This is a genomic window from Burkholderia reimsis (assembly GCF_003294055.1).
Lineage (GTDB): Bacteria > Pseudomonadota > Gammaproteobacteria > Burkholderiales > Burkholderiaceae > Burkholderia > Burkholderia cepacia.
The window spans coordinates 20,736-46,386 of sequence record NZ_QMFZ01000009.1 but is presented as its reverse complement, the minus strand read 5'-3'; the positions used below and the strand labels follow the sequence as shown (position 1 = coordinate 46,386).

General features: G+C 68.5%; 23 protein-coding genes. 17 read left to right on the top strand and 6 right to left on the bottom strand.

Annotated elements, in window-relative coordinates:
• Nucleotides 1–7: 7 nt before the first annotated feature.
• From DPV79_RS13070 to DPV79_RS13030, 9 genes are all read left to right on the top strand, one after another.
• A complete protein-coding gene (locus DPV79_RS13070) occupies nucleotides 8–1,189 on the top strand; it encodes a methionine ABC transporter ATP-binding protein (RefSeq protein ID WP_059554089.1) in 1,182 nt (393 codons plus the stop codon).
• Nucleotides 1,182–1,838, top strand: coding sequence for a methionine ABC transporter permease (locus DPV79_RS13065; RefSeq protein ID WP_027790485.1), 657 nt, complete (start codon nucleotides 1,182–1,184; stop codon nucleotides 1,836–1,838). Before DPV79_RS13070 ends, DPV79_RS13065 begins: the two co-directional genes overlap by 8 nt.
• A gap of 54 nt (nucleotides 1,839–1,892) precedes the next feature.
• A complete protein-coding gene (locus DPV79_RS13060) occupies nucleotides 1,893–2,744 on the top strand; it encodes a hypothetical protein (RefSeq protein ID WP_021159288.1) in 852 nt (283 codons plus the stop codon).
• The gene (locus DPV79_RS13055; protein ID WP_113045589.1) at nucleotides 2,741–3,952 is read left to right on the top strand and encodes an acyl-CoA dehydrogenase family protein; all 1,212 of its coding nucleotides are present in this window, start codon (nucleotides 2,741–2,743) and stop codon (nucleotides 3,950–3,952) included. Before DPV79_RS13060 ends, DPV79_RS13055 begins: the two co-directional genes overlap by 4 nt.
• A 135-nt stretch (nucleotides 3,953–4,087) precedes the next feature.
• The gene (zigA, locus tag DPV79_RS13050) at nucleotides 4,088–5,296 is read left to right on the top strand and encodes a zinc metallochaperone GTPase ZigA (RefSeq protein ID WP_060194046.1); all 1,209 of its coding nucleotides are present in this window, start codon (nucleotides 4,088–4,090) and stop codon (nucleotides 5,294–5,296) included.
• Nucleotides 5,297–5,354: 58 nt separating this feature from the next.
• Nucleotides 5,355–6,275, top strand: a complete 921-nt coding sequence (gene folE2, locus DPV79_RS13045) for a GTP cyclohydrolase FolE2 (protein WP_113045658.1) — start codon at nucleotides 5,355–5,357, stop codon at nucleotides 6,273–6,275.
• On the top strand, nucleotides 6,269–6,847 hold the full coding sequence (locus DPV79_RS13040; RefSeq protein ID WP_059487396.1) for a 6-pyruvoyl trahydropterin synthase family protein: 579 nt from the start codon (nucleotides 6,269–6,271) through the stop codon (nucleotides 6,845–6,847). The genes folE2 and DPV79_RS13040 overlap by 7 nt, the downstream gene beginning before the upstream one ends.
• Nucleotides 6,847–7,407 (top strand): gamma carbonic anhydrase family protein, encoded by a 561-nt coding sequence (locus DPV79_RS13035; RefSeq protein WP_113045587.1) that lies wholly within the window; start codon nucleotides 6,847–6,849, stop codon nucleotides 7,405–7,407. Before DPV79_RS13040 ends, DPV79_RS13035 begins: the two co-directional genes overlap by 1 nt.
• Before the next feature lie 3 nt (nucleotides 7,408–7,410).
• Entirely contained in the window at nucleotides 7,411–8,787 is a 1,377-nt protein-coding gene (locus DPV79_RS13030) for a dihydroorotase (protein ID WP_113045586.1), read from the top strand.
• Here DPV79_RS13030 and DPV79_RS13025 read toward each other — a convergent pair.
• Nucleotides 8,784–9,248, bottom strand: a complete 465-nt coding sequence (locus tag DPV79_RS13025; RefSeq protein ID WP_011353935.1) for an Lrp/AsnC family transcriptional regulator — start codon at nucleotides 9,246–9,248, stop codon at nucleotides 8,784–8,786. The genes DPV79_RS13030 and DPV79_RS13025 overlap by 4 nt on opposite strands.
• Before the next feature lie 155 nt (nucleotides 9,249–9,403).
• On the opposite strand from DPV79_RS13025, the gene DPV79_RS13020 reads away from it, so the two are divergent.
• Nucleotides 9,404–10,030 carry a LysE family translocator gene (locus tag DPV79_RS13020; protein ID WP_042974904.1) on the top strand — a complete coding sequence of 209 codons (627 nt, stop codon included), beginning with the start codon at nucleotides 9,404–9,406 and terminating at the stop codon, nucleotides 10,028–10,030.
• Nucleotides 10,031–10,195: 165 nt separating this feature from the next.
• On the opposite strand, the gene DPV79_RS13015 is transcribed toward DPV79_RS13020, so the two are convergent.
• Together DPV79_RS13015 and DPV79_RS13010 are read right to left on the bottom strand one after the other, a co-directional pair.
• Nucleotides 10,196–12,049, bottom strand: a complete 1,854-nt coding sequence (locus DPV79_RS13015; RefSeq protein ID WP_113045585.1) for a YadA family autotransporter adhesin — start codon at nucleotides 12,047–12,049, stop codon at nucleotides 10,196–10,198.
• Nucleotides 12,050–12,436: 387 nt separating this feature from the next.
• The gene (locus DPV79_RS13010) at nucleotides 12,437–13,285 is read right to left on the bottom strand and encodes a helix-turn-helix domain-containing protein (protein ID WP_113045584.1); all 849 of its coding nucleotides are present in this window, start codon (nucleotides 13,283–13,285) and stop codon (nucleotides 12,437–12,439) included.
• Nucleotides 13,286–13,479: 194 nt separating this feature from the next.
• On the opposite strand from DPV79_RS13010, the gene DPV79_RS13005 reads away from it, so the two are divergent.
• Both DPV79_RS13005 and DPV79_RS13000 read left to right on the top strand, forming a co-directional pair.
• Complete coding sequence (locus tag DPV79_RS13005; RefSeq protein WP_113045583.1) at nucleotides 13,480–14,442, top strand: DUF2167 domain-containing protein; 963 nt, start codon at nucleotides 13,480–13,482, stop codon at nucleotides 14,440–14,442.
• Complete coding sequence (locus DPV79_RS13000) at nucleotides 14,439–15,164, top strand: site-2 protease family protein (protein WP_021159298.1); 726 nt, start codon at nucleotides 14,439–14,441, stop codon at nucleotides 15,162–15,164. The genes DPV79_RS13005 and DPV79_RS13000 overlap by 4 nt, the downstream gene beginning before the upstream one ends.
• 62 nt (nucleotides 15,165–15,226) lie before the next feature.
• Here DPV79_RS13000 and DPV79_RS12995 read toward each other — a convergent pair whose 3' ends face one another.
• Nucleotides 15,227–16,606, bottom strand: coding sequence for an MFS transporter (locus DPV79_RS12995; RefSeq protein ID WP_059496411.1), 1,380 nt, complete (start codon nucleotides 16,604–16,606; stop codon nucleotides 15,227–15,229).
• Nucleotides 16,607–16,851: 245 nt separating this feature from the next.
• On the opposite strand from DPV79_RS12995, the gene DPV79_RS12990 reads away from it, so the two are divergent.
• Nucleotides 16,852–18,429, top strand: a complete 1,578-nt coding sequence (locus tag DPV79_RS12990; RefSeq protein WP_113045582.1) for an aldehyde dehydrogenase (NADP(+)) — start codon at nucleotides 16,852–16,854, stop codon at nucleotides 18,427–18,429.
• A 336-nt stretch (nucleotides 18,430–18,765) separates the two neighbouring features.
• Nucleotides 18,766–19,317 (top strand): hypothetical protein, encoded by a 552-nt coding sequence (locus DPV79_RS12985; RefSeq protein ID WP_021159300.1) that lies wholly within the window; start codon nucleotides 18,766–18,768, stop codon nucleotides 19,315–19,317.
• Nucleotides 19,318–19,500: 183 nt separating this feature from the next.
• Here DPV79_RS12985 and kdgD read toward each other — a convergent pair whose 3' ends face one another.
• Entirely contained in the window at nucleotides 19,501–20,415 is a 915-nt protein-coding gene (gene kdgD / locus DPV79_RS12980) for a 5-dehydro-4-deoxyglucarate dehydratase (RefSeq protein WP_113045581.1), read from the bottom strand.
• A gap of 228 nt (nucleotides 20,416–20,643) precedes the next feature.
• Here kdgD and garD point away from each other — a divergent pair, with 228 nt between their 5' ends.
• Nucleotides 20,644–22,197, top strand: coding sequence for a galactarate dehydratase (gene garD / locus DPV79_RS12975; protein WP_113045580.1), 1,554 nt, complete (start codon nucleotides 20,644–20,646; stop codon nucleotides 22,195–22,197).
• 66 nt (nucleotides 22,198–22,263) lie between these two features.
• Here garD and DPV79_RS12970 read toward each other — a convergent pair whose 3' ends face one another.
• Nucleotides 22,264–22,746 carry an Lrp/AsnC family transcriptional regulator gene (locus DPV79_RS12970; RefSeq protein WP_042974910.1) on the bottom strand — a complete coding sequence of 161 codons (483 nt, stop codon included), beginning with the start codon at nucleotides 22,744–22,746 and terminating at the stop codon, nucleotides 22,264–22,266.
• A 126-nt stretch (nucleotides 22,747–22,872) separates the two neighbouring features.
• Between DPV79_RS12970 and DPV79_RS12965 the strand changes: the two genes are divergently transcribed.
• A complete protein-coding gene (locus DPV79_RS12965; protein ID WP_113045579.1) occupies nucleotides 22,873–24,024 on the top strand; it encodes a branched-chain amino acid ABC transporter substrate-binding protein in 1,152 nt (383 codons plus the stop codon).
• Complete coding sequence (locus DPV79_RS12960) at nucleotides 24,021–25,547, top strand: aminotransferase class IV (RefSeq protein WP_113045578.1); 1,527 nt, start codon at nucleotides 24,021–24,023, stop codon at nucleotides 25,545–25,547. The genes DPV79_RS12965 and DPV79_RS12960 overlap by 4 nt, the downstream gene beginning before the upstream one ends.
• Nucleotides 25,548–25,651 lie beyond the last annotated feature (104 nt).

The window sequence follows — 25,651 nt, the reverse complement described above, 5'->3', positions numbered from 1 at the left end:
CGAAGCGATGACGCAATTGTTCGATACGCTGGGTTTCGTCGACGCATCGGCCGCGCGTGCCGGCGCCGCTGCCGGCCCGCATGACGCGGCGGCCGCGGCCGCCGCCGGTGGCGCCGCCGTGTCGCTGGAGCAGGTCGGCAAGGTGTTTGCGACGCCGCGCGGCCAGGCCGCCGCGCTGCGCGACGTGACGCTCGACGTGCGGCGCGGCGAGGTGTTCGGCATCATCGGCCGCAGCGGCGCGGGGAAGTCGACGCTGCTGCGGCTCGTGAACGGGCTCGAGCGGCCGAGCTCGGGCCGCGTGCGCGTGCAGGGCGTCGACGTCGGCGCGCTCGACGAGGACGGGCTCGTGGCGCTGCGGCGTCGCACCGGCATGGTGTTCCAGCATTTCAACCTGCTGTCCGCGAAGACGGTGTTCGAGAACGTCGCGCTGCCGCTGAAGATCGCCGGCGTGCCGAAGGCCGAGCGCGTGCGCAAGGTCGAGGCGCTGCTCGAACTCGTCGGGCTCGCCGCGAAACGCGACGCGTATCCGGCCAGCCTGTCGGGCGGACAGAAGCAGCGCGTCGGCATTGCCCGCGCGCTCGTGCACGATCCCGAGGTACTGCTGTGCGACGAGGCGACCTCGGCGCTCGATCCCGAGACGACGCAGTCGATCCTCGCACTGCTCGCCGACATCAACCGTCGCCTCGGGCTGACGATCGTGCTGATCACGCACGAGATGGAAGTGATCCGCGCGGTGTGTGACACGGTCGCGGTGATCGAACAAGGCGAAGTCGTCGAAACGGGCCCCGTGTGGCGCGTGTTCGGCGATCCGCGCCACGGCGCGACGCGCGCGCTGCTCAGCACGCTCGTGCACGACCTGCCGGCCGAGCTGGCCGCGCGCGTGCAGCCGCTGCCCGAGCAGGCCGCGCTGCCCGACGGCGCGCACGTCGTGCTCGACGTCCGTTACACGGGCGAGAGCGGCGGCGAGCCGGATGTCGGCGCGCTCGCGGCGGCGCTCGGCGGCTCGGTGCGTTTCCTGCATGGCGGGATCGAGCGCATCCAGGGGCATGCGCAGGGGCGGCTCGTGATCGCGGCGGCGCCGCGCGCGGACGACGCCGGCCAGCCGGCGGCCCGCGGCGGTGCGGTGGCGGCGCTGCTCGAACGCGCGCGCCGCCACGCGAATCACGCGGAGGTGCTCGGCTATGTTTGACCTCTGGTGGCCCGAACTGCTCGACGCGATCCGCGACACGCTGTCGATGGTCGCCGCGTCGGCCGCGGTCGCGGCGCTGATCGGCGTCCCGCTCGCGGTGATCCTCGTGACGACCGCGCCCGGCGGCATCTACGAGCGGCGCGGCGTGAACGCGGTGCTCGGCGCGCTCGTCAACGTGTTCCGCTCGACGCCGTTCATCATCCTGCTGGTCGCGCTGCTGCCGTTCACGCGCGTGCTGATCGGCACGACGATCGGCGTATGGGCGGCCGTCGTGCCGCTGTCGATCGCCGCGATCCCGTTCTTCGCGCGGATCGCCGAGGTGAGCCTGCGCGAAGTCGATCGCGGGCTGATCGAGGCCGCGCTCGCGATGGGCGCGAAGCGCCGCCACATCGTCTGGCACGTGCTGCTGCCCGAGGCGCTGCCCGGCATGCTCGGCGGCTTCACGATCACCGTCGTCGCGCTGATCGGCTCGACCGCGATGGCGGGTGCCGTCGGCGCGGGCGGGCTCGGCGATCTCGCGATCCGCTACGGCTATCAGCGTTTCGACACGACCGTCATGGCGACCGTGATCGTGATCCTGATCGCACTCGTTTCGGCCGTGCAAATCACGGGCGACCGCCTGGTCCGACGCGTGACCCGGCGTACCTGAGCGGCGCCACAAGCGCCGGCTCTTTTCATTGAAGACCCTGAGAGAACGATACCCATGACCTTACCCATCGGCGCGCCGCGCGAATGGAACGGACAATTCGAGGAAGCGCTGTTCCTGGACGTCGCGCGACGCCATCGTCCCGGCTTCCCGGACAAGCTGGCGACACCGCCGCGCGAGCCGCGCGGCGAAGACGAACTGGCCGCCGTCGCCGACTACTACACGAAGATGGCGTCGCACGACCTGTTCATCGTGCAGGTCGTCGCGAAGGCGATCGACACGCTGTTCCGCGACGACCCGCATTTCCAGCTGATCCTGTCGCGCCAGCTCGGCGACGACGGCGCGCACGCGGTGATCGGCCGTGAGCGCGTGACCGAACTGACGGGGCGCGATCCGCTGCCGGAAATCGACCGGCTCGTCGCCGCGCACTGGGCGCGCATCGGCGACATCGCGGTGCGCGACGTCGCGGGCTTTCTCGCGTTCGAGTGGCATTACGAGCTGCACATCCTCGCGAAGCTGTGGATCCAGCGCAAGACCGGCCGTATCGGCGACAGCGCGATGCGCGAGCATGGCGAGAACCGGATCCGGCCGGACGAGGAGTGGCATCGCGTTCAGATCGTCCAGTGGTGGTTCGACACGTTGAAGGCGCTGCCGGCGGCCGAACGCGACGCGCTGATCGATCGCGTGATCGCGGCCGACGAGGAAACGCAGGCGCGGCTCGACGGTTACCTGCACGACGAGTACGCGCACACCGCGCACGTGTTCGGCGCGGATATCGCCGAATACCGCGCGATCTACGACGACTGGCGGCGCGAGATCCTCGCGCGGTTGACCGGCAGGCGCGAACTGGGGAAACTCGTGCCGTTGTCGGAAGCTGTCTCGACCCAGGAACAGGAAGCCGTCGCATGAACGATCCCCGCGGCCCGGCGACGCTCGCCGCTGCAACGGATGTGTCAGCCGTCGATCCGGACGCACTGGCGCGCGTCATCGAAACGCTGCGCGAAACCGCCGCCGCGCGCGATCGCGCGGGCGGCCACGCCGCGCAGGAAAAGCAGTGGCTCGCCGACGCGGGCCTGCTGACGCTCGCGGTGCCGCGCGAATTCGGCGGGCAGGAAGCCGGGTGGCCGGCGATCTACGACACGATCCGGCGGATCGCGCGCGTCGACAGCGCGCTCGCGCATCTGGTCGGGTTCCAGATCCTGCAGGTGGTGAGCGTCGACGTGTGGGGCAGCGCGGCACAGCGCGAACGTTATCTGCGCGGCACGGTCGAGCATCGCTGGTGGTGGGGCAATGCGGTCAACCCGCTCGACACGCGGCTGGTCGCGACCGCGACGACCGACGGCGGCTACCGGCTCGACGGCGTGAAGGGCTTCTGTTCGGGCACGCGCGGCTCGCAGCGCATGACGGTGTCCGCGCACGATCCGCAAGCGGGCCGCACCGTGTTCGGCGTGGTGCCGACCGATCGCGCGGGGATCACGGTCAACGAAGACTGGGACCCGATCGGCCAGCGCCAGACCGACAGCGGCAGCGTGAGCTTCGACGGCGTGACGCTCGCGCCGGACGAGGTGCTGCACCGCTCCGAGGCGCCGCCGACACCGCGCGCGACGCTGCGCACGCTCGTGTCGCAACTCGTGCTGACGAACCTGTTCGTCGGGCTCGCGGAAGGTGCGCTGGCGGAAGCGCGCGACTACGTGCTGAAGCATGGCCGCCCATGGATACAGTCGGAGGTCGCGCAGGCGAGCGACGATCCGTACACGCTGCAGCGCTTCGGCGACATGCGCGTGCGGGCGATCGCCGCGGCGGCGCTGGCCGATCGCGCGGCGGCCGCGTTGCAGCGCGCGTGGGCGCGGCAGGATGCGCTGACGGCGGACGAGCGCGCCGAGGCGGCGCTCGCGGTATCGGAGGCGAAGATCGTCGCGCAGCGCGCGGCGCTCGACAACGGCGAGGCGCTGTTCGACGCATGCGGCGCGCGCGCGACGGCCGCGTCGCTCGGCCTCGACCGCTTCTGGCGCAACGCGCGTACGCATACGCTGCACGATCCGCTCGACTATCGGCTGCGTGACGTCGGCCGGTTCGCGTTGACCGGGGAATTGCCGCCGGCGTCGCTCTATACGTGACGGATTGACACCGGAGCGGGCGCGGCCTGCTCCGGACAACACCCTGCCGGCATGCTGGATGTCCGAAATGATATGTTATATCGTTGCGATACAATATATCATTCGTTCCTCAACGTCCTCTTCCGGAATCGCCTGATGAGCACCGCACTCCCTCCGTCCACGCGGCTTCCCGTGACCGTCCTGTCCGGCTTTCTCGGCGCCGGCAAGACGACGCTGCTCAACCACATCCTGAACAATCGCGAGGGCCGTCGCGTCGCGGTGATCGTCAACGACATGTCCGAGGTCAACATCGACGCCGCGCTCGTCCGCGACGGCGGCGCAGGGCTGTCGCGCACCGACGAGAAGCTGGTCGAGATGAGCAACGGCTGCATCTGCTGCACGCTGCGCGAGGATCTGCTGATCGAGGTCGACCGGCTCGCGCGCGAAGGGCGCTTCGACCAGCTCGTGATCGAATCGACCGGTATCTCGGAGCCGCTGCCGGTGGCCGAGACGTTCACGTTCGAAGGCGAGGACGGCCGCAGCCTCGGCGAAGTCGCGCGGCTCGACACGATGGTGACCGTGGTCGACGCGTTCAATTTCCTGCGCGACTACGCGTCGCGCGACAGCCTGCAGTCGCGCGGCGAATCGATGGGCGACGAGGATGCGCGCACGGTGGTCGATCTGCTGATCGACCAGATCGAGTTCTGCGACGTGATCGTGATCAACAAGATCGACCTGATCGACGACAGCGCACGCGAGCGGCTGGTCGCGCTGCTGCGCGGGCTGAATCCGCGGGCGAGGATCGAGATCGCCGAATTCGGCAAGGTGCCGCTCGAGCGCGTGCTCGACACGGGCCTGTTCGATTTCGACGCAGCATCGCGCGCGCCGGGCTGGCTGCAGGAGCTGCGCGGCACACACACGCCGGAAACCGACGCATACGGCATCCGCAGTTTCGTCTACCGCGCGCGGCGGCCGTTTCACCCGCAGCGCTTCTTCGCGCTCGTCGAAAGCGAATGGCCGGGCGTCGTCCGCTCGAAGGGGTTCTATTGGCTGGCCACCCATCCGACCGTCGCCGGTTCGTGGTCGCAGGCCGGCGCGGTCGCGCGGCACGGGCCGGCCGGCCACTGGTGGGCGGCCGTGCCGCCCGAGCGCTGGCCGCAGGACGCGGAAGCCGTCGCGCAGATCCGCGCCCGCTGGGACGAGCGCGTCGGCGACGCGCGGCAGGAACTCGTGCTGATCGGCATGGACATGGACGAGCCCGCGCTGCGCGCGCGCTTCGACGCGTGTCTGCTGACCGACGCCGAGATGGCCACCGGCCCCGAACACTGGACCACGTGGGACAACCCGTTTCGCGACTGGCCCTGACCTGAACGCGCTTCCTGCATCGATCCGGATGGAGAAGGCGCTCCACCGGATCCCGAGCATGAATGCCCCCCTTCCCGATATCTCCCTGACCGATGCCGCGCCGGGCCGTCGCCCGCTCGAATGGGTCGGCATGCAGGGCATCGACCTGCCCGTTGCGGTGGCCGAGCCCGGCTGCCGGCGCGACGTGCATGCGCGCGCCGACGTGCAGGTCGACCTTCCCGTACCGCACGTGAAGGGCATCCACATGTCGCGGCTGTACAGGCTGCTCGACGGGCTCGGCGATGGCGACGCGCTGTCGCCGGCCGGCCTTCGGCCGGTGCTGCAGGCGATGGTCGACAGCCATCGCGACTGCGACACGCGCCGTGCGCGGCTACGGTTGCGCTTCGACCTGCTGGCGCGCCGCGCAGCTCTGGTGACCGACGGGCTTGCCGGGTGGAAGGCCTATCCGGTCCGGATCGACGCGACGCTGACCGACGTCGGGTTCGAGGTGCGCGCGCAGGTGACGGTCGCCTATTCGTCGACGTGCCCGTGCTCGGCCGCGCTGTCGCGGCACTGGGTCGAACAGGCGTTCCTGGCGGCGTTCGGCCGCGACGATCGCGTGGAACCGGCAGCGGTCGCCGCGTGGCTGAAACGGCATGCGACGGCGGCCACGCCGCACAGCCAGCGTAGCGAAGCCGTCGTCAGCGCGGGGCTGCCGGCCGATGGCGCGACGCTCGGGCTGATCGACCTGATCGATCGCGTCGAGCACGCGCTCGGCACGCCGGTGCAGACGGCCGTCAAGCGCGCGGACGAGCAGGCGTTCGCGGTGCTGAACGGCGGCAACCTGATGTTCGTCGAGGATGCCGCGCGCCGGGTCCAGGACGCGCTGGACGGCCGCCATGCGCACCCGCGCGTGCACGTGCGCCATCTGGAAAGCCTGCACCCGCACGACGCGGTGGCCTGGGCCGCGCCGGTTCGCGAAGGCGCCGACGCATGCTGATCCGCAAGCTGTTCCGGTTCGAGAACGCGCACGTGGTGCGCGGCTGCAGCACGCGGCGCTGCTCGCATTCGATCCACGGCCATTCGTATCGCGTCGAGCTGCTGCTCGAGGCACACGCGCTGGACCACGGGCAGATGATCTACGACTTCGGGCTGCTCAAGGGCGACGTGCGCGACCTGATCGACGCGTTCGACCACGCGGTGACGCTGTGGTCGGATGACGATCCCTGCTACGTCGAGAGCATGCGCCGGCATTCCGAGCGCTGGGTGCTGCTGCCGGTGTCGCCGAGCGCCGAGCAGTTCTCGCGCGTGTTCTTTCGCCTCGTCGATGCGGCGCTGTCCTGCACGCGCATGTCGAACGGCGAAACCGGTGTGCGGCTGCATTCGATCATCGTTCACGAAACCGAGACCGGCTACGCGCAGTGTTTTCGCGACGATGCGTTCAACCCGCGCATGGGCCGCATCGACCTGGACGACATCGTGTTCGCGCCGGCCATCGCCGGACAGTGGCGCGATCCGGGCCTGTTCGAGCGGATCAAGCGCGGCCGTTCGATGTCAAGACAGGAATCCTGATGATCAGAAAGAACCCGCGCGGCGACCTGCCGCGGATTCATCCGAGTGCATTCGTCGATCCGACCGCCATTCTGTGCGGGCTCGTGATCGTCGAGGAGAACGTGTTCATCGGCCCGTACGCGGTGATCCGCGCCGACGAAACGGATGGCGACGGCCGGATCGCGCCGATCGTGATCGGTGCGCATTCGAACATCCAGGACGGCGTGGTGATCCATTCGAAGTCGGGCGCGAGCGTCACCATCGGCCAGCACACGTCGATCGCGCATCGCGCGATCGTCCACGGGCCGTGCAAGGTCGGCAACGGCGTATTCGTCGGCTTCAACAGCGTGCTGTTCAACTGCACCATCGACGACGGCTGCGTGGTGCGCTACAACGCGGTCGTCGACGGCTGCCACCTGCCGCCGGGCTTCTACGTGCGCTCGACCGAGCGCATCGGGCCGGAAACCGATCTCGCCGCGTTGCCGCAGGTGACGGCCGACGCGAGCGACTTCTCCGAGGACGTCGCGCGCACGAACAATGCGCTGGTGCTGGGCTACAAGCACATCCAGAACGAGTTCTGAGCCATGGACGAACCCGTTCGACGTGAAGGGCGCGCGACCGACGCGCTGAAGCGACGCCATGTCGACCTGCTCGTGCACGGCGGCACGGCGATGACACCCAACGGTGCCGAGCAGGTCGACGTCGCGTGCGTGGATGGCCGTGTCGTCGCGCTGGGTGCGTTGCATGGCACGTGGAGCGCCGACGTTCTCCTGGATGCCGGCGGCCTGCATGTGCTGCCGGGTGTCGTCGACAGCCAGGTGCATTTCCGCGAACCGGGCCTGACGCACAAGGAGACCATCGAGGCCGGCACGCGCGGCGCGGTGCTCGGCGGCGTCACGACGATCTTCGAGATGCCCAACACGCATCCGCTGACGCTGACCGCTCAGGATCTGCAGGCCAAGCTGGAACGCGCGCGCGGCCGCGCGTGGTGCGACTACGCGTTCTACATCGGCGGCTCGGCCGCGAACGCCGAACGGTTGCCGGCGCTTGAAGCGCTGCCGGGCTGCGCGGGCGTGAAGGTCTTCATGGGCAGTTCGTTCGGCGACCTGCTGGCCGACGACGAAGCCGTGTTGCGCCGGATCGTGCGCAACGGGCGGCGGCGCATGGCCGTGCACGCGGAGGACGAAGCGCGGCTGCGCGCACGCCGGGCGCTCGTCGAAGCGAGCGGCGACGTGCGCGACCATCCGCGCTGGCGCGACGTGCAAAGCGCGCTGGAGGCGACACGGCGCATCGTCGCGCTGGCCGCCGAGACGGGCCGCCGGCTGCATGTGCTGCACGTGTCCACCGCCGAGGAAATGGCGTTGCTCGCGCGGCACCGGCGGCGCGTGACCGTCGAAGTCACGCCGCATCACCTGAGCCTGCATGCGCCCGATTGCTACGAACGGCTCGGCACGCTCGCGCAGATGAATCCGCCGGTGCGTGAACGGCATCATCGGGATGCGCTGTGGCAGGCCGTTCGCGACGGCGTGGTCGACGTGATCGGCAGCGATCACGCGCCGCATACGCGCGACGAAAAGCGCCGGCCCTATCCGCAGTCGCCGAGCGGGATGACCGGCGTGCAGACGCTGCTGCCGCTGATGCTCGATCACGTGCACGCGGGCCGCGTGAGCCTCGAACGACTGGTCGACCTGACCAGCGCCGGGCCGGCGCGCATCTTCGGCATCGCGGGCAAAGGGCGGATTGCGGTGGGCTACGACGCCGATTTCAGCATCGTCGACCTGCGCGCGCGGCGGATCATCCGCGACGAATGGATCGCCAGCGTCAGCGGCTGGACGCCTTACGACGGGTGCGCGGTCACGGGCTGGCCCGTGCATACGGTCGTGCGCGGCCAGGTCGTGGTGCGAGACGGCGCGCTGAACGGGACGCCGCAGGGGCAGGCCGTCACGTTCCTGGACACCTAGATCGGCAGGCGAACCGTCTGCTTGATGCGCTTCAGCGGAATCTCGGTTTCGACGTTGCGCACGCCTTCGATCTGCGTGAGCGTTTCCATCTGGAAGCGCTGGTAGTCGTCGAGATCGCGGGCGATCACGCGCAGCAGATAGTCGTAGCTGCCGGCCATCAGGTGGCATTCGAGCACTTCGGGCGCCTGCTCCATCTCGCGCGCGAAGCGTTCGACCGTCGTCTTGTCCTGACGCTCCAGCGTGACGCGCACGAACGCCGTGAATCGCAGGTCGACGGCGGCCGGGTTCAGCAGCGCGACATACGCGTCGATCACGCCCTGCTCCTCGAGCAGGTGAACGCGGCGCAGGCAGGGCGTGGCGGACAGCCCGGCCTGTTGCGCGAGTTCGGCATTCGTCTGGTTCGAATTCCGTTGCAATGCACGCAGAATGCGCCGGTCGATTGCATCCAGTTTGATTGGCATTTTTGACTACCCGAGCGGTGAATGCTAGAGAGTAGCGCCAAAACCGATAATCAAAGTAGCCGAATACGCATCCAATCTCCATGGGAAGGCGCCGATAATCCGACGACAGGCCGGGCGATTCCCGTCCGCCGGCAATCCCGTTCAGGAGCTACCCCATGTCGCATCCATCCTGGCTGCCGTTCATCGCAACGTCGCTGCTGATCATCGTCACGCCGGGCCAGGACATGGTGCTCGTGATGTCACGTACGCTGTCCGACGGCACGCGCGCGGGCCTCGTGACCGCGGCGGGCGTCAGCGTCGGGCTGCTCGTGCACACGATGCTCGCGACGCTCGGGCTGGGCGCGCTGCTGCAGGCATCCGAATGGCTGTTCACGGCGCTGAAGGTGGTCGGCGCGTTGTACCTGCTGTATCTCGGCATCACGCTGTTGCGCTCGTCGGGCGAACTGACGCTCGCGAGCGGCGACGGTGCACAGGCATCGCGGCTGCGTACGTTCGCGCAAGGCGCACTGTCGAACGTGTCGAATCCGAAGGTCGCGCTGTTCTATCTGGCGTTCCTGCCGCAGTTCGTGCCGGCGGGCGCCGCGCATCCGATGCTGTCGCTGTTCGTGCTGGGCGCGACCTTCGCGGGCCTGACGTTTCTCGTCAAGGGGCCGGTTGCGGTGTTCGCCGGCCTGCTGTCCGCATCGATCCGCCGCAACCCGCGGATCCTGACGCGCATGCACCGCGTCAGCGGGGTGGTGCTGCTGGGGCTCGGGGTGAAGCTGGCGCTCGAGCGTCGCTGATGGCGGGGCGCTCGTGCGCGTGTCGTCGCGCGCGGTCGCGCATGGCCGGTCGCGTCGGATAAACGGCGTGCCGCATGTGGCCGCCGTGCCATCGGCGCGGTCGCACCGATGGCACGCCTTCCGGCATCGAGCAAGCGCTTCTCGATGCGTCGCGCGTCGGGCCGATTACCAGCGATAACCGACGCCCGCGCCTGCGCCGATCGAGCCGTGGCCCGACACGGCCGTCGTTACCGAGCCCTTGACCAGCCATTTCGTGGTCGCGACGGAAAGACCGACCGCCATCGCGCTTTGACCGCCGTACGTGCCGCCGCCGAGTGCGACGACCTTTTCGCCGGGCAGCACGGCTTGCGGCATGTTGGCCATCGCGATCGCGCTCGCGGTGCCCGCATCCGAGTCCTTGCGGTACTTCGACATTTCCTCGCGGACGGAGTTGATTGCACCGTTCAACTGGCGCACGTTCACGCCATCCGTCGGCGCCGTGCCGTCGGCCATGTTGGTCAACTGGCGCTCGGCGCCCGGCGCACCGATCGATACCGTGTTGTCGCGCGACGCGACCGAGTTGGCGCCCAAGGCGACCGCATTGTTTGCCGGTGCCTGGCTGTTCGCGCCGATCGCTGTCGAATTGTTGCCGGAGACATTCGAACCGGTTCCGATCGCCGTGCCGTTCGCTGCCGTGACTTTCGAATTCGCACCGGTTGCGGTGCCGTTCGCTGCCGTGACGGTCGAGTTCGTGCCGGTTGCGGTGCCGTTCGCTGCGGTGACGGTCGAGTTCGTGCCGGTTGCCGTGCCGTTCGCTGCGGTGACGGTCGAGTTCGTGCCGGTTGCCGTGCCGTTCGCTGCGGTGACGGTCGCGTTCACGCCGATACCCGTCCCGTTGTCTCCCGACACGTTCGCGCCGTTGCCGAGCGCCGTGCCGTTCGTCGCGCTGACCGATGTGTTCTTGCCGATCGCGGTGCCCGTGCTGTCCGCCACCGTGCCGCTCGGGACGCTCGACGAAATCTTGCCGACGGTGTTCGTGAGCGCGGTCAGATCCGTCGTCAGCGTGGAGACCTGATTGGCGATCGAGAAGAGCTGCGAACCGTTGACCGCGTCCGTGCTGGTCGCACTGATCGCGCCGGCCGCGACGTTGACGATCTGGCGCTCGGCACCCGCGCTGCCCACGCTGACCACGCCGACCGGCGTACCCGCGAAGCCGCTGTAGCCGACGCCGTTCAGCGTTACGCTGCTGACGGTGGTTGCCGCACGCGTGGCCGCATTCGAACCCAGCGCCACCGAATTCGCATCGGCCGCGTTCGCGCCTTCGCCGATGGCGACCGCATTCACCGCGGAGGCCGTCGCGCGGGCGATCGCGACGCTGCCGGTCGCGGATGCCGAACTGTCGACGCCGAGCGCGACCGCATCGCCGGCACCGGCGTTGGCCTGGAAGCCGAGCGCCGTGCCGCCGGCCGCGCTGCTGCCTTTGCCGACCGCCGTCGAGAAGGTTGCGGTGGCGCTGGCGCCCTGGCCGACTGCCGTCGATTGATCCACGGCGAACGCGCCCGAACCGAATGCCGACGCCGTGGCGCCGTTCGCGACCGCGCCCTGGCCCACCGCCGTCGCGTTGAGGCCGGTCGCACCGGCGAACGCGCCAATCGCCGTCGCATGGTCGCCGGTCGCCACGGCATTGCCGCCCAGCGTCGTGGCTTGCGTACCGGTTGCGACGGACTGCCGCCCGATCGCCACGGTTTCGCTGTACGCGCCGGTCGACGAGCCCGAATCGGCGACTGCCGACGGGCCGACTGCGATGTTGTCGCAGCCCCGTGCCGTGGCCGGATACGTACTGGTGCCCGAAATCGCGATGTTGTCCGAGCAGCCTGCGACGGTATCGATCGCATTGCCGTTCTGCACATAGGAAGCCTGCGCCGGTGCGGAAGCCACGAATGCGACGACCGCTGCGCTGACGGCGATGGCCAGCGCCGCTTTCGACTTCACCGGCGCGTGCTGCACCGGATTCCCCGACCCTCGATGATTCTTGTTCATGTTGTTCCTGGGCTTGATATGAAAGTTGTGTTTTGGCTAGCGTGTCCGTCTCACGATTTCCCTGTCGCCTTGGTTCGAGTACGATCCGATTGAAAAGATGTACTAAGCAAATTCGACATTTGGCGGAATGAATCCGAGCGGGAAACGGCGCAGGGGCGGCTGCGTCGTTTGACGTGTTCCGGCACGCTGGCGCGTGCCGGATCGGCAGCCTGAGATGCGACGACGCATTCTGATCGGACGCGCGGGCGCCCGGGTTTGCCGTAGCGGTCGATCTTTATGCTTCAGGGGAAATCCGGCTGCGGAAATGCGCGCCGGCGGCCGGCATGGCCGTGATGGCGCGGAAGCCGGCGTTCGTGCGCCGGCTTCCGTCACGCTCCGTTGCGCACGTTATTGCGCCGGCAACGCGTCCGCCAGCGCCCGCATTGCTTCCACCGTCTCCGGATTCGCGGGGAAAAACGCCTCGATCGCGAGTTCCGACAGCGTCACGTCGACCGGCGTGCCGAACACCGTCGTCGTGCTGAAGAACGTCAGTTCGCCGGCTGCCGTGCGCAGCCGCAACGGCACGGCGATATCCGCGAAGTCGGTGCGCGCATGCGTGTCTTCGGGCTGGCCGGCCGGTGCCGAATACGCGGCGAGTTCGTCGCGCAGCGTGTGCAGCGCGCGGTCGCCGCTTGCATCGATCTGCCGCTGCAGCCGATGCAGGATGTGCGCGCGCCACTCGTGCCAGTTGACGATCTGCGACGCGAGGCCGTCCGGGTGCAGGCTCAGCCTCAGCACGTTGACGGGCGGTTGCAGCAGCGACGGATCGGCCTGCGCGACCAGCGCGCCGAGCATCCGGTTCGCGGCGAGCAGCGTCCAGTGACGATCCACGGCGAGCGCCGGGTAGGGCTCGTGGCCGCGCAGCACGGCTTCCACCGCATGCCGCGCGGCATCGAGCTGCGGATCCGAAAACGGCCGTTCGCGAAACAGCGGCGCGAAGCCGGCCGCGACGAGCAGCGCATTGCGTTCGCGCAGCGGCACGTCGAGACGCTCCGCGAGATGCAGCACCATCTCGCGGCTCGGCTGCGCGCGGCCCGATTCGACGAAGCTCAGGTGGCGCGCGGAAACGTCCGCGTCGAGCGCGAGCGCCATCTGGCTCAGGCGTCGGCGTTGCCGCCACGTGCGCAGCAGCGGGCCGATGCCGGACGCGCGGCCGGCGGACGGGGAGGGCGAGTGGAGGGCGGCGGTCGGGTTCATGCAGCAGATGATAGGCAATCCCGCGTGCCTTGGGCATTACCTGCGACGTAAGCATCGCGCCTCCCCGGGCGTGTCGCGGCGCTGCGTTACCATAGCCCCCGTGCCAACTGAGAGACGACGCCGGACCCGCGATTGAAAACGCAAGGGCCGACGCCGTGCATATTTACGACAAGGCATTCCAGGGGAATCCAACAATGAAAAAACTTGCCGTCCGGCTCGCCTGCGTGGCGACGCTTGCATTCACCGCGATCAGCGCCCACGCGCAAACCGAAGCCGCGCAGGTGGAAATGAGGGCCGCGGCTGCCGCCGCCAACGACGCGGTCGTGAAGGGCCCGACCGAGATCGACGTGAAACACGAAGCCATGCTGAAGCTGAAAGCCGGCGAATCGTTCGTGCCGGCCGCCGAAGCCGGCCGCTACCTGCGCTCGATGGGCAACTCGATCGACGAAACCCGGCTGGTCGGCCTCGTGCTGCCTGACGACCCCGATGCCGACTGGATCTCGGTCGTGTCGTTCGAGCCGAGCGGTTATATCCGCGACGACGACGCGAAGGACTGGAAACCCGACGAACTGCTGAAGAGCCTGCAGGCCGGCACCGAGGAAGACAACCCCGGGCGCAAGGAACGCGGCCTGCCCGAAACCGAGGTGGTCGGCTGGGCGAAGGCGCCCGCGTACGACGCGGCCACGCACCGGCTCGTCTGGTCCGCGATCATCCGCGACAAGGGCGCCGCGCCGAACGCCGAAAACGACGGCGTGAACTACCGGACGCTCGTGCTCGGCCGCGACGGCTACCTGTCGCTGACGATGGCGTCGACGCTCGCCGACCTGCCGAAATACAAGGCGTCGGCCGACGAGCTGCTGTCGAACATCAGCTTCAACGACGGCAAGCGCTACGCCGACTTCAACAAGTCGACCGACCACGTCGCTGAGTATGGCCTCGCGGCGCTGATCGTCGGCGTCGGCGCGAAGAAGCTCGGCCTGCTTGCGCTGATCGGCGCGTTCGCGGTGAAGTTCTTCAAGGTCGGCGCGGTTGCGCTGCTGGCCGGCGGCGCCGCGCTGAAACGCTTCTTCGGGCGCAAGCCGAAGCCGGCCGCGGTGCCGGCCGTCGCCGACGCATCCGGCGTGTCCGATGCATCCGCCACGGAGCGCAAGGAATGACGAAGCTGTTGCTGCTGATCTTCGGCGGCCTCAAGCTCGGCAAGGTGCTCGTGTCCGCGGGCACCATGCTCGCGTCGATCGCGGTCTATGCGCTGTTCTACGGCTGGCGGTTCGCGGCCGGTTTCGTGGCACTGCTGCTGGTGCACGAGGCCGGCCACTACGTGGCCGCGCAGCGGCGCGGGCTCGACGTCGGGCTGCCGACCTTCATCCCGTTCGTCGGCGCGTGGATCCAGCTGAAGGAGATGCCGCACGACGCGGAAACCGAGGCGTACGTCGGGCTCGCCGGGCCGTTCGTCGGCACGCTCGGTGCGCTGGCCTGCTACGCGGCCGCGCGCCACTACGACAGCAACCTGCTGCTCGCGCTGTCGTACACGGGCTTCTTCTTGAACCTGTTCAACATGATTCCGCTGTCGCCGTTCGACGGCGGGCGGATCACCGCGGTGCTGTCGCCGCGCATCTGGTTCGCGGGCGTGCCGGTGCTGATCGCGCTGTTCGTGTACCGCCCGAGCCCGCTGCTGATCGTGATGGCGATCCTCGCGCTGCCGCAGCTCAAGCGCGCATGGCGTTACGATCCCGACGCGCCGGAGAATCGCGTGTACTACGCGACGTCGATCGAGACGAAGACGACGTACGCGCTCTGCTACGTCGGCCTGCTCGCGTTCCTCGCGCTGATGACGTCCGGCGTGCACGACATGCTGCGCGTCGCGCATTCCGCGGCCTGACGCAAAAAACGGCGGCCGCTGTTACGCGGCCGCCGTCGTTTTTCTTCCTTTTTCGCCGAATCTCACGCGTCGCGATGCCGTAGCTCGACGCGCCGGATGTCCTTCACGATCACGAGATAGCTGAACACCGTGACGAGCGCGTTCAGCCCGACGAACACGAGTGCGCCGTTGAACGAGCCGCTCGCGCCGACGAGATAGCCGATCGCGATCGGCGCGACGATGCCGGCCGTGTTGCCGAACATGTTGAACAGGCTGCCCGACAGGCCGATCGCTTCCTTCGGCGCGGTGTCCGCGACGACGGCCCAGCCGAGCGAGCCGATGCCCTTGCCGAAGAACGACACGGCCATCAGCACGATCACGAGCGCTTCGCTGTCGACGTAGTTGCAGCCGATGATGACCATCGACAGCGCCATCCCGCCGACGATCGGGATCTTGCGCGCGAGCGTGAGCGACACGCCGCGGCGGATCAGCCCGTCGGACAGCATCCCGCCGAGCACCCCGCCGAGGAACCCGCAGATCGCGGGCAGCGACGTCATGAAGCCGGCCTTCAGCAGCGACATCCCGCGTGCCTGCACGAGGTAGATCGGGAACCATGTGAGGAAGAAATAGGTGAGCACGTTCACGCAGTACTGGCCGAGATACACGCCGATCAGCATCCGGTTCGACAGCAGCTGGCGCACGTAGTACCAGCCCGCCACGCGGCGGCCTTCCGAACGCAGGCCGTCGGTGCCGCGCACGGTCGTGCGCACGAGGCCGCCGCCCTGCTCGATGTGCTCGAGTTCCGCGCGGTTCACGGCCGGATGGTCGGCCGGATCCTTCACGACCCGCAGCCACAGGAACGCGAGCGCGATGCCCGCGAGGCCGAGCCACAGATACACCTGGTGCCAGCCGTACGCATGCGTGAGCCACGCCATCAGCGGCGAGAACACCACGGCCGCGAAGTATTGCGCGGCGTTGAAGATTGCGGACGCCGTGCCGCGCTCGGCGGTCGGGAACCAGCTCGCGACGACTTTCGCGTTCGCGGGAAAGGCGGGTGCCTCGGCGATGCCGACCGCGAAGCGCATCGCGAACAGCGCGGCCACCGCGAACGCGGCGCTGCCGCCGAGCCCGATCGTGCCCTGCAGCAGCGTGAACGCCGACCACAGGAAGATGCTGGCCGCATACACGCGGCGCGCGCCGAAGCGGTCGAGCAGCCAGCCGCTCGGCAGTTGCGCGAGCACGTAGGCCCAGCTGAACGCCGAGAAGATGTAGCCCATCGTCACCGGGTCGATGCCGAACGCCTTGCGGATCGGCGTGCCGGTGATCGACAGCGTCGCGCGATCCGCATAGTTGAGCGTCGTGACGACGAACAGCATCGCCAGGATCCAGTAGCGCACGGCGGTCCGGCGTGCAGTGCGCGCGAGGTCGAGAGGAAGCTCGCGAGGGGTGGTCTGATTAGGCACTTTAATGTACGTCGTCGTATGACATGGTGCGTAGCTTATGTGGGTGGGCCGACCCCGGAAACCTCGGGTTTTCCCGTTGGGTACAACGCGAAACGCCCACAATTTGGGCATGAACCGAATCAATAAGGGATTCGCGCATTGTGTGGCAAGATCGACGACCCGCGTGAATCGCAAAATCATGTCGGCAGACATCATATCTGTTGGGCTACAATGAGCCCATCATTCCCGAACCACGGAGCACACCCATGCAACTGACAGGAGAGATGCTGATCGGCGCCGAAGCGGTTGCCGGCTCGGCCGGTACCTTGCACGCGTTCGACCCGTCGAAGGGCGCGCCGATCGACGCGCCGGCGTTCGGCGTCGCGGCGCCGGCCGACATCGAGCGTGCATGCGAACTCGCGCGCGACGCGTTCGACGCGTACCGCGCACAGCCGCTCGCGGCCCGCGCGGCATTTCTCGACGCGATCGCGGATGAAATCGTCGCGCTCGGCGACGCGCTGATCGAGCGCGCGCACGCTGAAACGGGCCTGCCCGTCGCACGGCTGCAGGGCGAGCGCGGCCGCACCGTCGGCCAGCTCCGGCTGTTCGCGCGTGTCGTGCGCGACGGCCGTTTCCTCGCCGCGTCGATCGATCCCGCGCAGCCAGCCCGCACGCCGCTGCCGCGCTCGGACCTGCGGCTGCAGAAAGTCGGGCTCGGGCCCGTCGTCGTGTTTGGTGCGAGCAATTTCCCGCTCGCGTTCTCGGTGGCCGGCGGCGATACGGCGTCGGCGCTCGCGGCCGGCTGCCCGGTGATCGTGAAGGCGCATGAGGCGCACCTCGGCACGTCCGAACTGGTCGGCCGCGCGATTCGCGCCGCCGTCGCGAAAACCGGGATGCCGGCCGGTGTGTTCTCGCTGCTGATCGGCCCCGGCCGCGTGATCGGCGCGGCGCTCGTCGGCCATCCGGCGGTCCAGGCCGTCGGCTTCACGGGGTCGCGACAGGGCGGCATGGCGCTCGTGCAGATCGCGAATGCCCGCCCGCAGCCGATTCCCGTCTACGCGGAAATGAGCAGCATCAACCCCGTCGTGCTGTTCCCGGCGGCGCTCGCCGCGCGCGGCGACGCGATCGCAACGGGTTTCGTCGATTCGCTGGCGCTCGGCGTCGGCCAGTTCTGTACCAATCCGGGCCTCGTGCTCGCGATCGACGGCCCCGATCTCGACCGCTTCGAATCCGTTGCCGCGCAGGCGCTTGCGAAGAAGCCGGCCGGCGTGATGCTCACGCCCGGGATCGCCGATGCGTATCGCCATGGCCGTGGCAAGCTGGCCGAACTGCCGGGCGTGCGCGAGATCGGCGCGGGCGAGGCCGCGCAGACCGACTGCCAGGCCGGCGGCGCGTTGTACGAAGTCGGCGCGCAGGCGTTCCTGGCCGAGCCGGCGTTCAGCCACGAAGTGTTCGGGCCGGCGTCGCTGATCGTGCGCTGTCGCGATCTCGACGAAGTCGCGCGCGTGCTCGACGCGCTCGAGGGCCAGCTCACGGCCACGCTGCAGATGGACGCCGACGACAAGCCGCTGGCCCGCCGGCTGCTGCCGATCCTCGAACGCAAGGCCGGGCGCCTGCTCGTGAACGGTTACCCGACCGGCGTCGAGGTGTGTGACGCGATGGTGCACGGCGGCCCGTTCCCCGCGACGTCGAACCCGTCCGTCACGTCGGTCGGCGCGACGGCGATCGAGCGTTTCCTGCGCCCGGTGTGCTACCAGGATTTCCCGGACGATCTGCTGCCCGAGGGGTTGCAGGAGAAGAATCCGCTCGCGATTCCGCGGCTGCGGGACGGGAAGGCGGAGTGACGGGCGGCGACGATTGAGCGTGTGATTTCCGGCGGCCGGTGCGTCGGGGTCGGTGCCGGCACGCGGAAACCAAAAGGCGGATGTGGCCGGTGGGCCGCTTCCGCCTTTTTTGCATGACGGGTGTCGGTGCAGACGGGTTTGTTCGCAGTGTCGACAAGAATCATGTCGGGGCAGCATGGGGGGCGGCGGTCGGAGCAGCGGCCTCGGGGTACGTGACTGCCGTGGATCTTGCCGTCTTCCCCGTCCCCCGGTTTTCTCCTACAGTAGCGAAGCCTCGGGCCAGCCGGCCCGCAGGCAAGCCTGAGAGACCGACAAAAGACAACGAGGGAACCCCCGATGAACATCAACAAGCGTGGCGATCACCTGTTCGCGGCCGGATTGTGGAAAGCGATCGGCGACGTCGCGAAATCCGTGCGCACCCAGGTCGGCCAGTACAGCGAAGGGCGCGTGCTCGCGAATGCGCTGCTCGAATTCCAGCGCGACCTGGGCGGCAGCGAATTCGACGTGACGATCAACCAGGGGCGCGTCGTCACGGGCGCCGACGCGCATTCGCTCGTGTTCGGGCAAGCCGTGCGCCGCTTCCGGCAGGACATGGAGGCGCTGGTGTTCGCGCTCCAGTACCGGCGCGGCATCGACGAACGCGACCCGGGCCTGCGTACTGAAGCACTGCTGCAGGCGAACAGCCAGCTCGCGACCGCGAAGCAGTCGGCGACGATCACGGTCGGCCGGTTCTTCGATGCGGTCGTCGACCGCGACGTGCTCGGGCAGATCCTCGACGGCGAATCGAATGCGCGCGCGCGGGCGGGCACGCAGGGGCAGATCGAGGCGACGCGGGTCAGGCTCGCGAACGTGCGCCACCGGATCGTCGGAATCATCGCGCAGATGTGACGCGGCCGGCCGGCCTGCAAGGTGGGGTGGCGTCACGCGAAGCGCTGCGCCGGAGGCGGCACCCGTCGCGGCGGATGCGTGCGGGGTTACTGCTGCGAACGGTCGCGATACCGTCGAACCGGCGCGCGACGCGACAACCGGCCTGCGCGGCGCCGATCAACGCACCGCGCAGGCCGTACCCGCTTACTGCGGGCCCATCTTCTTGATCAGCACGTCGAGTTCGGCCGCTTCGGCCTCGGTGAGGTCGACGAGCGGCGCCCGCACGGGGCCCGCGTCGTGGCCGACGAGCTTCGCGCCCGCCTTCACGATGCTGACCGCATAACCCGCGCGGCGGTTGCGGATCTTCAGGTACGGCAGGAAAAACGTGTCGATCAGGCGGCCGACCGTTGCGTGGTCGTCCTTCGCGATCGCTTCGTAGAATTCCATCGCCGTCTTCGGGATGAAGTTGAACACGGCCGACGAATACACCGGCACGCCGAGCGCCTTGTACGCGGCGGCATAGACTTCGGCCGTCGGCAGGCCGCCGAGATACGCGAAGCGGTCGCCGAGGCGGCGGCGGATCGTCACCATGCTTTCGATTTCGCCGACGCCGTCCTTGAAGCCGATCAGGTTCGGGCAACGATCGGCGAGGCGCTCGAGCATGTCGGCGTTCAGCTTCGAATTCGCGCGGTTGTACACCACGACGCCGATCTTCAGGGCGCGGCACACCTGCTCGACGTGCTCGGCGATCCCTTCCTGGCTGGCTTCGGTCAGGTAATGCGGCATCAGCAGCACGCCGCTCGCGCCGAGGCGCTCGGCCTCCTGCGCATATTCGATCGCGACGCGCGTCGCGCCGCCCGCGCCGGCGAGGATCGGCACCTTGCCCTTGCAGGTTTCCGTCGCGACGCGGATCACGTCCGAATACTCGCGCTGCGTGAGCGAGAAGAATTCACCGGTGCCGCCGGCCGCGAACAGCGCGCTCGCACCGTACGGCGCGAGCCATTCCAGGCGCTCGGCATAGGTGGGCGGGCGGAAGCTGCCGTCGGCGTCGAAGTCCGTCAGCGGAAAGGACAGCAGGCCGTGGGAGATGATCTGTTTGAGTTCTTGCGGTGAAGTCATGGTCGGGTCGTCCGTCTAGCGCGAGTGCTGGTTCGTCGGGAACGGCATACGAGCCAAATTGGCGATGTCGTTGTATGTCATCGTACAACGAGGGAAAGGGCCACGCAAGCGGTTTGCTGGCCGTTAAATGATAGGGTCTTTCCGGATAAGGGTTTACGCAGCATCGCCGGCCGGAGTTGAATGTCGTATGATGACTAACAATATGGCCGACAGCCTCCAGGATTTCCGATGACTGCTTCCCCCCTCTACATCCGTGTGCATCCGGACGACAACGTCGCGATCGTCGTCAACGACGGCGGCCTGCCCGAGGGCGCGACGTTCGCCGACGGGCTGACGCTGCGCGAAGGCGTGCCGCAGGGGCACAAGGTCGCGCTGGTCGATCTCGCGGCCGGCGACCCGATCGTCCGCTACAACGTGGTGATCGGTTATGCGCTGGCCGAGCTGCGACGCGGCAGCTGGGTCAACGAGCGCACGATGCGCATGCCCGAGCCGCCGGGGCTCGACAACCTGCCGCTCGCGACGCGTGCCGCGCCGCCGCTGCCGCCGCTCGAAGGCTATACGTTCGAGGGCTTCCGCAATGCCGACGGCTCGGTCGGCACGCGCAACATCCTCGCGATCACGACGACCGTGCAGTGCGTGTCGGGCGTCGTCGAGCATGCGGTGCAGCGGATCAAGGCCGAGCTGCTGCCGCGCTACCCGAACGTCGACGACGTGGTCGGGCTCGAGCACACCTACGGCTGCGGCGTCGCGATCGACGCGCCCGACGCCGACATCCCGATCCGCACGCTGCGCAACATCAGCCTGAATCCGAACTTCGGCGGCGAGCTGATGACCGTGAGCCTCGGCTGCGAGAAGCTTCAGCCCGAGCGCCTGCTGCCGCCCGGCGCGATTCCGGTGGCGGCCGACGGTGCCGGCGACAACGGCGGTGTCGTGTGCCTGCAGGACGCCGCGCACGTCGGCTTCAACTCGATGATCGACTCGATCATGACGATGGCCGAATCGCATCTCGAGCGGCTGAACCGCCGCCGCCGCGAGACGTGCCCCGCGTCGGATCTCGTCGTCGGTGTGCAGTGCGGCGGCAGCGATGCGTTCTCGGGCCTCACCGCGAATCCGGCCGTCGGCTTCGCGGCCGACCTGCTGGTGCGCGCGGGCGCGACGATCATGTTCTCCGAGGTGACGGAAGTGCGTGACGGTGTCGCGCAGCTCACGTCGCGTGCGGCGAACGAGGACGTTGCGCGCGAGATCATTCGCGAGATGGACTGGTACGACCGTTACCTGCAGCGCGGCCGCGTCGACCGCAGTGCGAACACGACGCCCGGCAACAAGAAGGGCGGCCTGTCGAACATCGTCGAGAAGGCGATGGGCTCGATCGTGAAGTCGGGCAGCGCGCCGATCGCCGGTGTCGTGCGTCCCGGCGATCGCGCGAAGCAGAAGGGGCTGCTTTATGCGGCGACGCCCGCGAGCGACTTCATCTGCGGCACGCTGCAGCTCGCGGCCGGGATGAACCTGCACATTTTCACGACCGGCCGCGGCACGCCGTACGGCCTCGCACAGGTGCCGGTGATCAAGGTCGCGACGCGCAGCGATCTCGCGCGCCGCTGGCACGACCTGATGGATCTCGATGCGGGGCGGATCGCGACCGGCGCGGCGACGATCGAGGACACCGGCTGGGAACTGTTCCGGCTGATGCTCGACGTCGCGAGCGGCAAGCGTCGCACGTGGGCCGAGCAGTGGAAGCTCGCGAATGCGCTGACGCTGTTCAATCCGGCGCCGGTGACCTGACGCGCGCGGCCGATGCTGCCGGACGATGCGGGCGCCCGACGGCGCCCGTTTTCATTGCGGCGATCGTTATGCGATGTCGATCGGCAGCGACAGCCCGACCTTGACGCGCGACATCACGACCATCGTTTCGAAGTGGCGAATGTTGTGGTGCTGCCGGAATACGCGCGTGGAAAACTCCTCGTAGTGGTCGATGTCGCGCATCGCGATCATCAGCACGAAATCGGCGCGCCCCGTCACCACATAACACTGCATGACTTCCGGCAGCGACTTCAGGAACCGCTTGAATTCGTCGAGCAGGTCGACCCGTTCGCGCTCGACCTGCACGAGGACGAGCATCGTCAACGGGAGGCCGACCTTGGTCGGATCGACGACGGAAACGTCCTGCTGGATATAGCGCTCGTCGCGCAGCCGCTTCACGCGGCGCAGGCATGCGGGCGGGCTCAGGCCGATCTCGGCGGCGAGCGCCTGGTTGGTGATCTGGTTGTCGTGCTGGAGGCGGGCGAGGATTCGCAGGTCGAAGTCGTCGAGCGGTGTGGCGGCGGAATTCATCGGATTTCCTTCGGAGAGAAAAAACGAAACAAACTCGCGAATGATGCCGCCCGATGTTTATCGGATTTCGCGACGGCTGCCGATAATCGTAGCACCCGTCAACGATGAAGCCGCGAGGAAAACATCATGCGTTTCCGACATCTGCTGCTGGCACCGCTCGTGCTGCTGGCGCCACTTGTGTCGCTTGTACCGGCCGTTCCCGCGTTCGGCGCGGATACGGTCGTCGTGGGTTTTGCCGGCGCGCTCACGGGTGCGCAGGCGCATTTCGGCGAGGACAGCGCGCGCGGCATTCGGCTCGCGATCGACGAAATCAACGCGGCGCACCCAAACGTCGCCGGGCATCCGGTCACGTTCGCGCTCGACGCGCAAGACGACCAGGCCGACCCGAAGGTCGCGACGACGGTCGCGCAGCGCTTCGTCGATACGCACGTCAGCGCCGTGATCGGCCACCAGAATTCGGGGACGTCGATCGCCGTCGCGCGGCTCTACGCGACGGCGAACATCGCGGAGCTGACGCCGTCGGCCACCAACCCGGCGTTCACGCGTCTCGGCTATCGCACCACGTTCCGGATGCTCGCGAACGACGACTTCCTCGGGCAGGCGGTCGCCCGCTATGCGGTCGAGCAGTTGCACGCGCGCCGCATCGGTGTCGTCGACGATCGCACGGCCTACGGGCAGGGCATCGCGGACGTGTTCGCCGGCGGGCTCGGGAACACGGGCGCCGCCGTGGTCGCACGCGAATACACGACCGACAAGGCGTTCGACTTCGGCGCGCCGCTGACGCTGATCAAGGGCCGTGCGCCCGACGCGATCTTCTTCGGCGGCATGGACACGCAGGGCGGGCCGATGCTCAAGCAGATGAAGAAGCTGCGGATCGCCGTGCCGCTGCTGGGTGGCGACGGTCTGTGCACGCACGAGATCCTGAAACTGGCCGGCGATGCGCTCGACGGCAACCTCGTGTGCGCAGACGGCGGCCGAAGCCTCGCGAAGATGCCGGGCGGCCCCGCGTTCGCGGCGCGCTTCACGCAGAAGTACGGCGCTCCCGTGCAGCTCTACGCACCGTATGCCTACGACGCGATGATGGCCGTCTACCACGCGGTGATGCTCGCGCAGTCCACCGATCCGGCGAAGATCGTCGACGCGCTGCATCGCGTCGACTTCCAGGGCGTGACCGGCCGGATCGCGTTCGACGCGAACGGCGAGCTGCGTAATCCGGCGGCAACGATTTCGACGTTCAAGGGAGGCAACAAGGTGACTTTGTTGGAGGTAGTGAAATGAATACGCGGATTCTTCCGGTGGGCACAGCATCGCTGCGCGACGTCGCGCGGCCGGTCGGCGACGTTACCGATCCCGCCGTGCGCGAAGCCGCCTGCGCACTGCGCGCCGCGCTGCGCGCGTTTCGCGACGAACACGGTTTCGGCCGCGCGGTCGCCGCGCCGCAGATCGGCGTCGGGCAACGGATGATCGCGCTCGCGATGGACGGCTGGCCCGACGTGATCGTGAACCCCGAAATCGTGTGGCACAGCGACGCGCGGATGACGCTGTGGGACGACTGCATGTGCTTTCCGGACCTGTTCGTGCGTGTCGAGCGCCACGCGTCGGTGAGCGTGCAGTACACGACGCTCGACGGCGAGCTGCATCGGCGCGACGCGCTGTCGCCCGATGTGTCGGAGCTGATGCAGCACGAGATCGACCATCTCGACGGCAAGCTGTCGTTCGATCGCGCGGCGGGGCCGAATGCGGTCGTGCATCGCAGCGTGTTCGACGCCGATCGCGCGTCGTTTGTCGCGCAGGTCGACTACGCGCCGCACGCGCCCGACGTGAAACGTTCGGCGCCGGAGCGCATTCAGTCCGCCGAAGCATCCGCGTATCCGCCGGGCGCCGCGTACATGAACGGCCGCTTCGTTCCGATCGCCGACGCGCGCGTGTCGGTGCTCGATTGGGGTTTCCTGCATTCCGACGTCACGTACGACACCGTGCACGTGTGGAACGGCCGCTTCTTCCGCCTCGACCGGCACATCGCGCGGTTCAGGCGCTCGCTGGCGCGGCTGCGGCTGGACGTACCGTTGGGCGACGACGCGTTGCGCGACATCCTCGTCGAATGCGTGCGCCGCTCGGGCCTGCGCAACGCGTACGTCGAAATGCTGTGCACGCGCGGCGTATCGCCCACCTTCAGCCGCGACCCGCGCGACGCGGTGAACCAGTTCATCGCGTTCGCGGTGCCGTACGGCTCGGTCGCGAACGAGCGGCAGTTGCGCGAGGGCCTGCACCTGCATCTGATCGACGACGTTCGACGGATTCCGCCCGAATCGGTCGATCCGCAGATCAAGAACTACCACTGGCTCGACCTCGTCGCCGGGCTGCTGAAGGGGTATGACGCGGGTGCGGAGTCGGTCGTGCTGAAGTGCACGGACGGCAGCATCGCCGAAGGGCCCGGGTTCAACGTCTTCATCGTGCGCGACGGCCGGCTTCGGACGCCCGAGCGCGGCGTGCTGCACGGCATCACGCGGCAGACCGTGTTCGAGCTGGCGGCGTCGATGGGCATCGACGCGCAGGCTGGCCGTGTCGACGATGCGCAACTGCGCGAAGCGGACGAGGTGTTCATCACGTCGACGGCCGGCGGGATCATGCCCGTCACACGGCTGAACGGCGCACCGATCGGCGACGGCCGGCCGGGCCCGATGACGCGCCGGCTGTTCGACGCGTACTGGGCGAAGCACGAGGATCCGGCGTGGAGCCTGGCGGTCGACTACGCGGCCAACTGCGCGGCCAACTGCGCGGCCAACTCCGCGGCCGGCTGATCGCGGCGGCGCGGGCGCGATTTCCTTACCTCGCACGTAATCGACCGCCCGCGCGAGGCCGGCGACGATGACGGCACGCGAATACGAAACACGCAGCGTTCGCG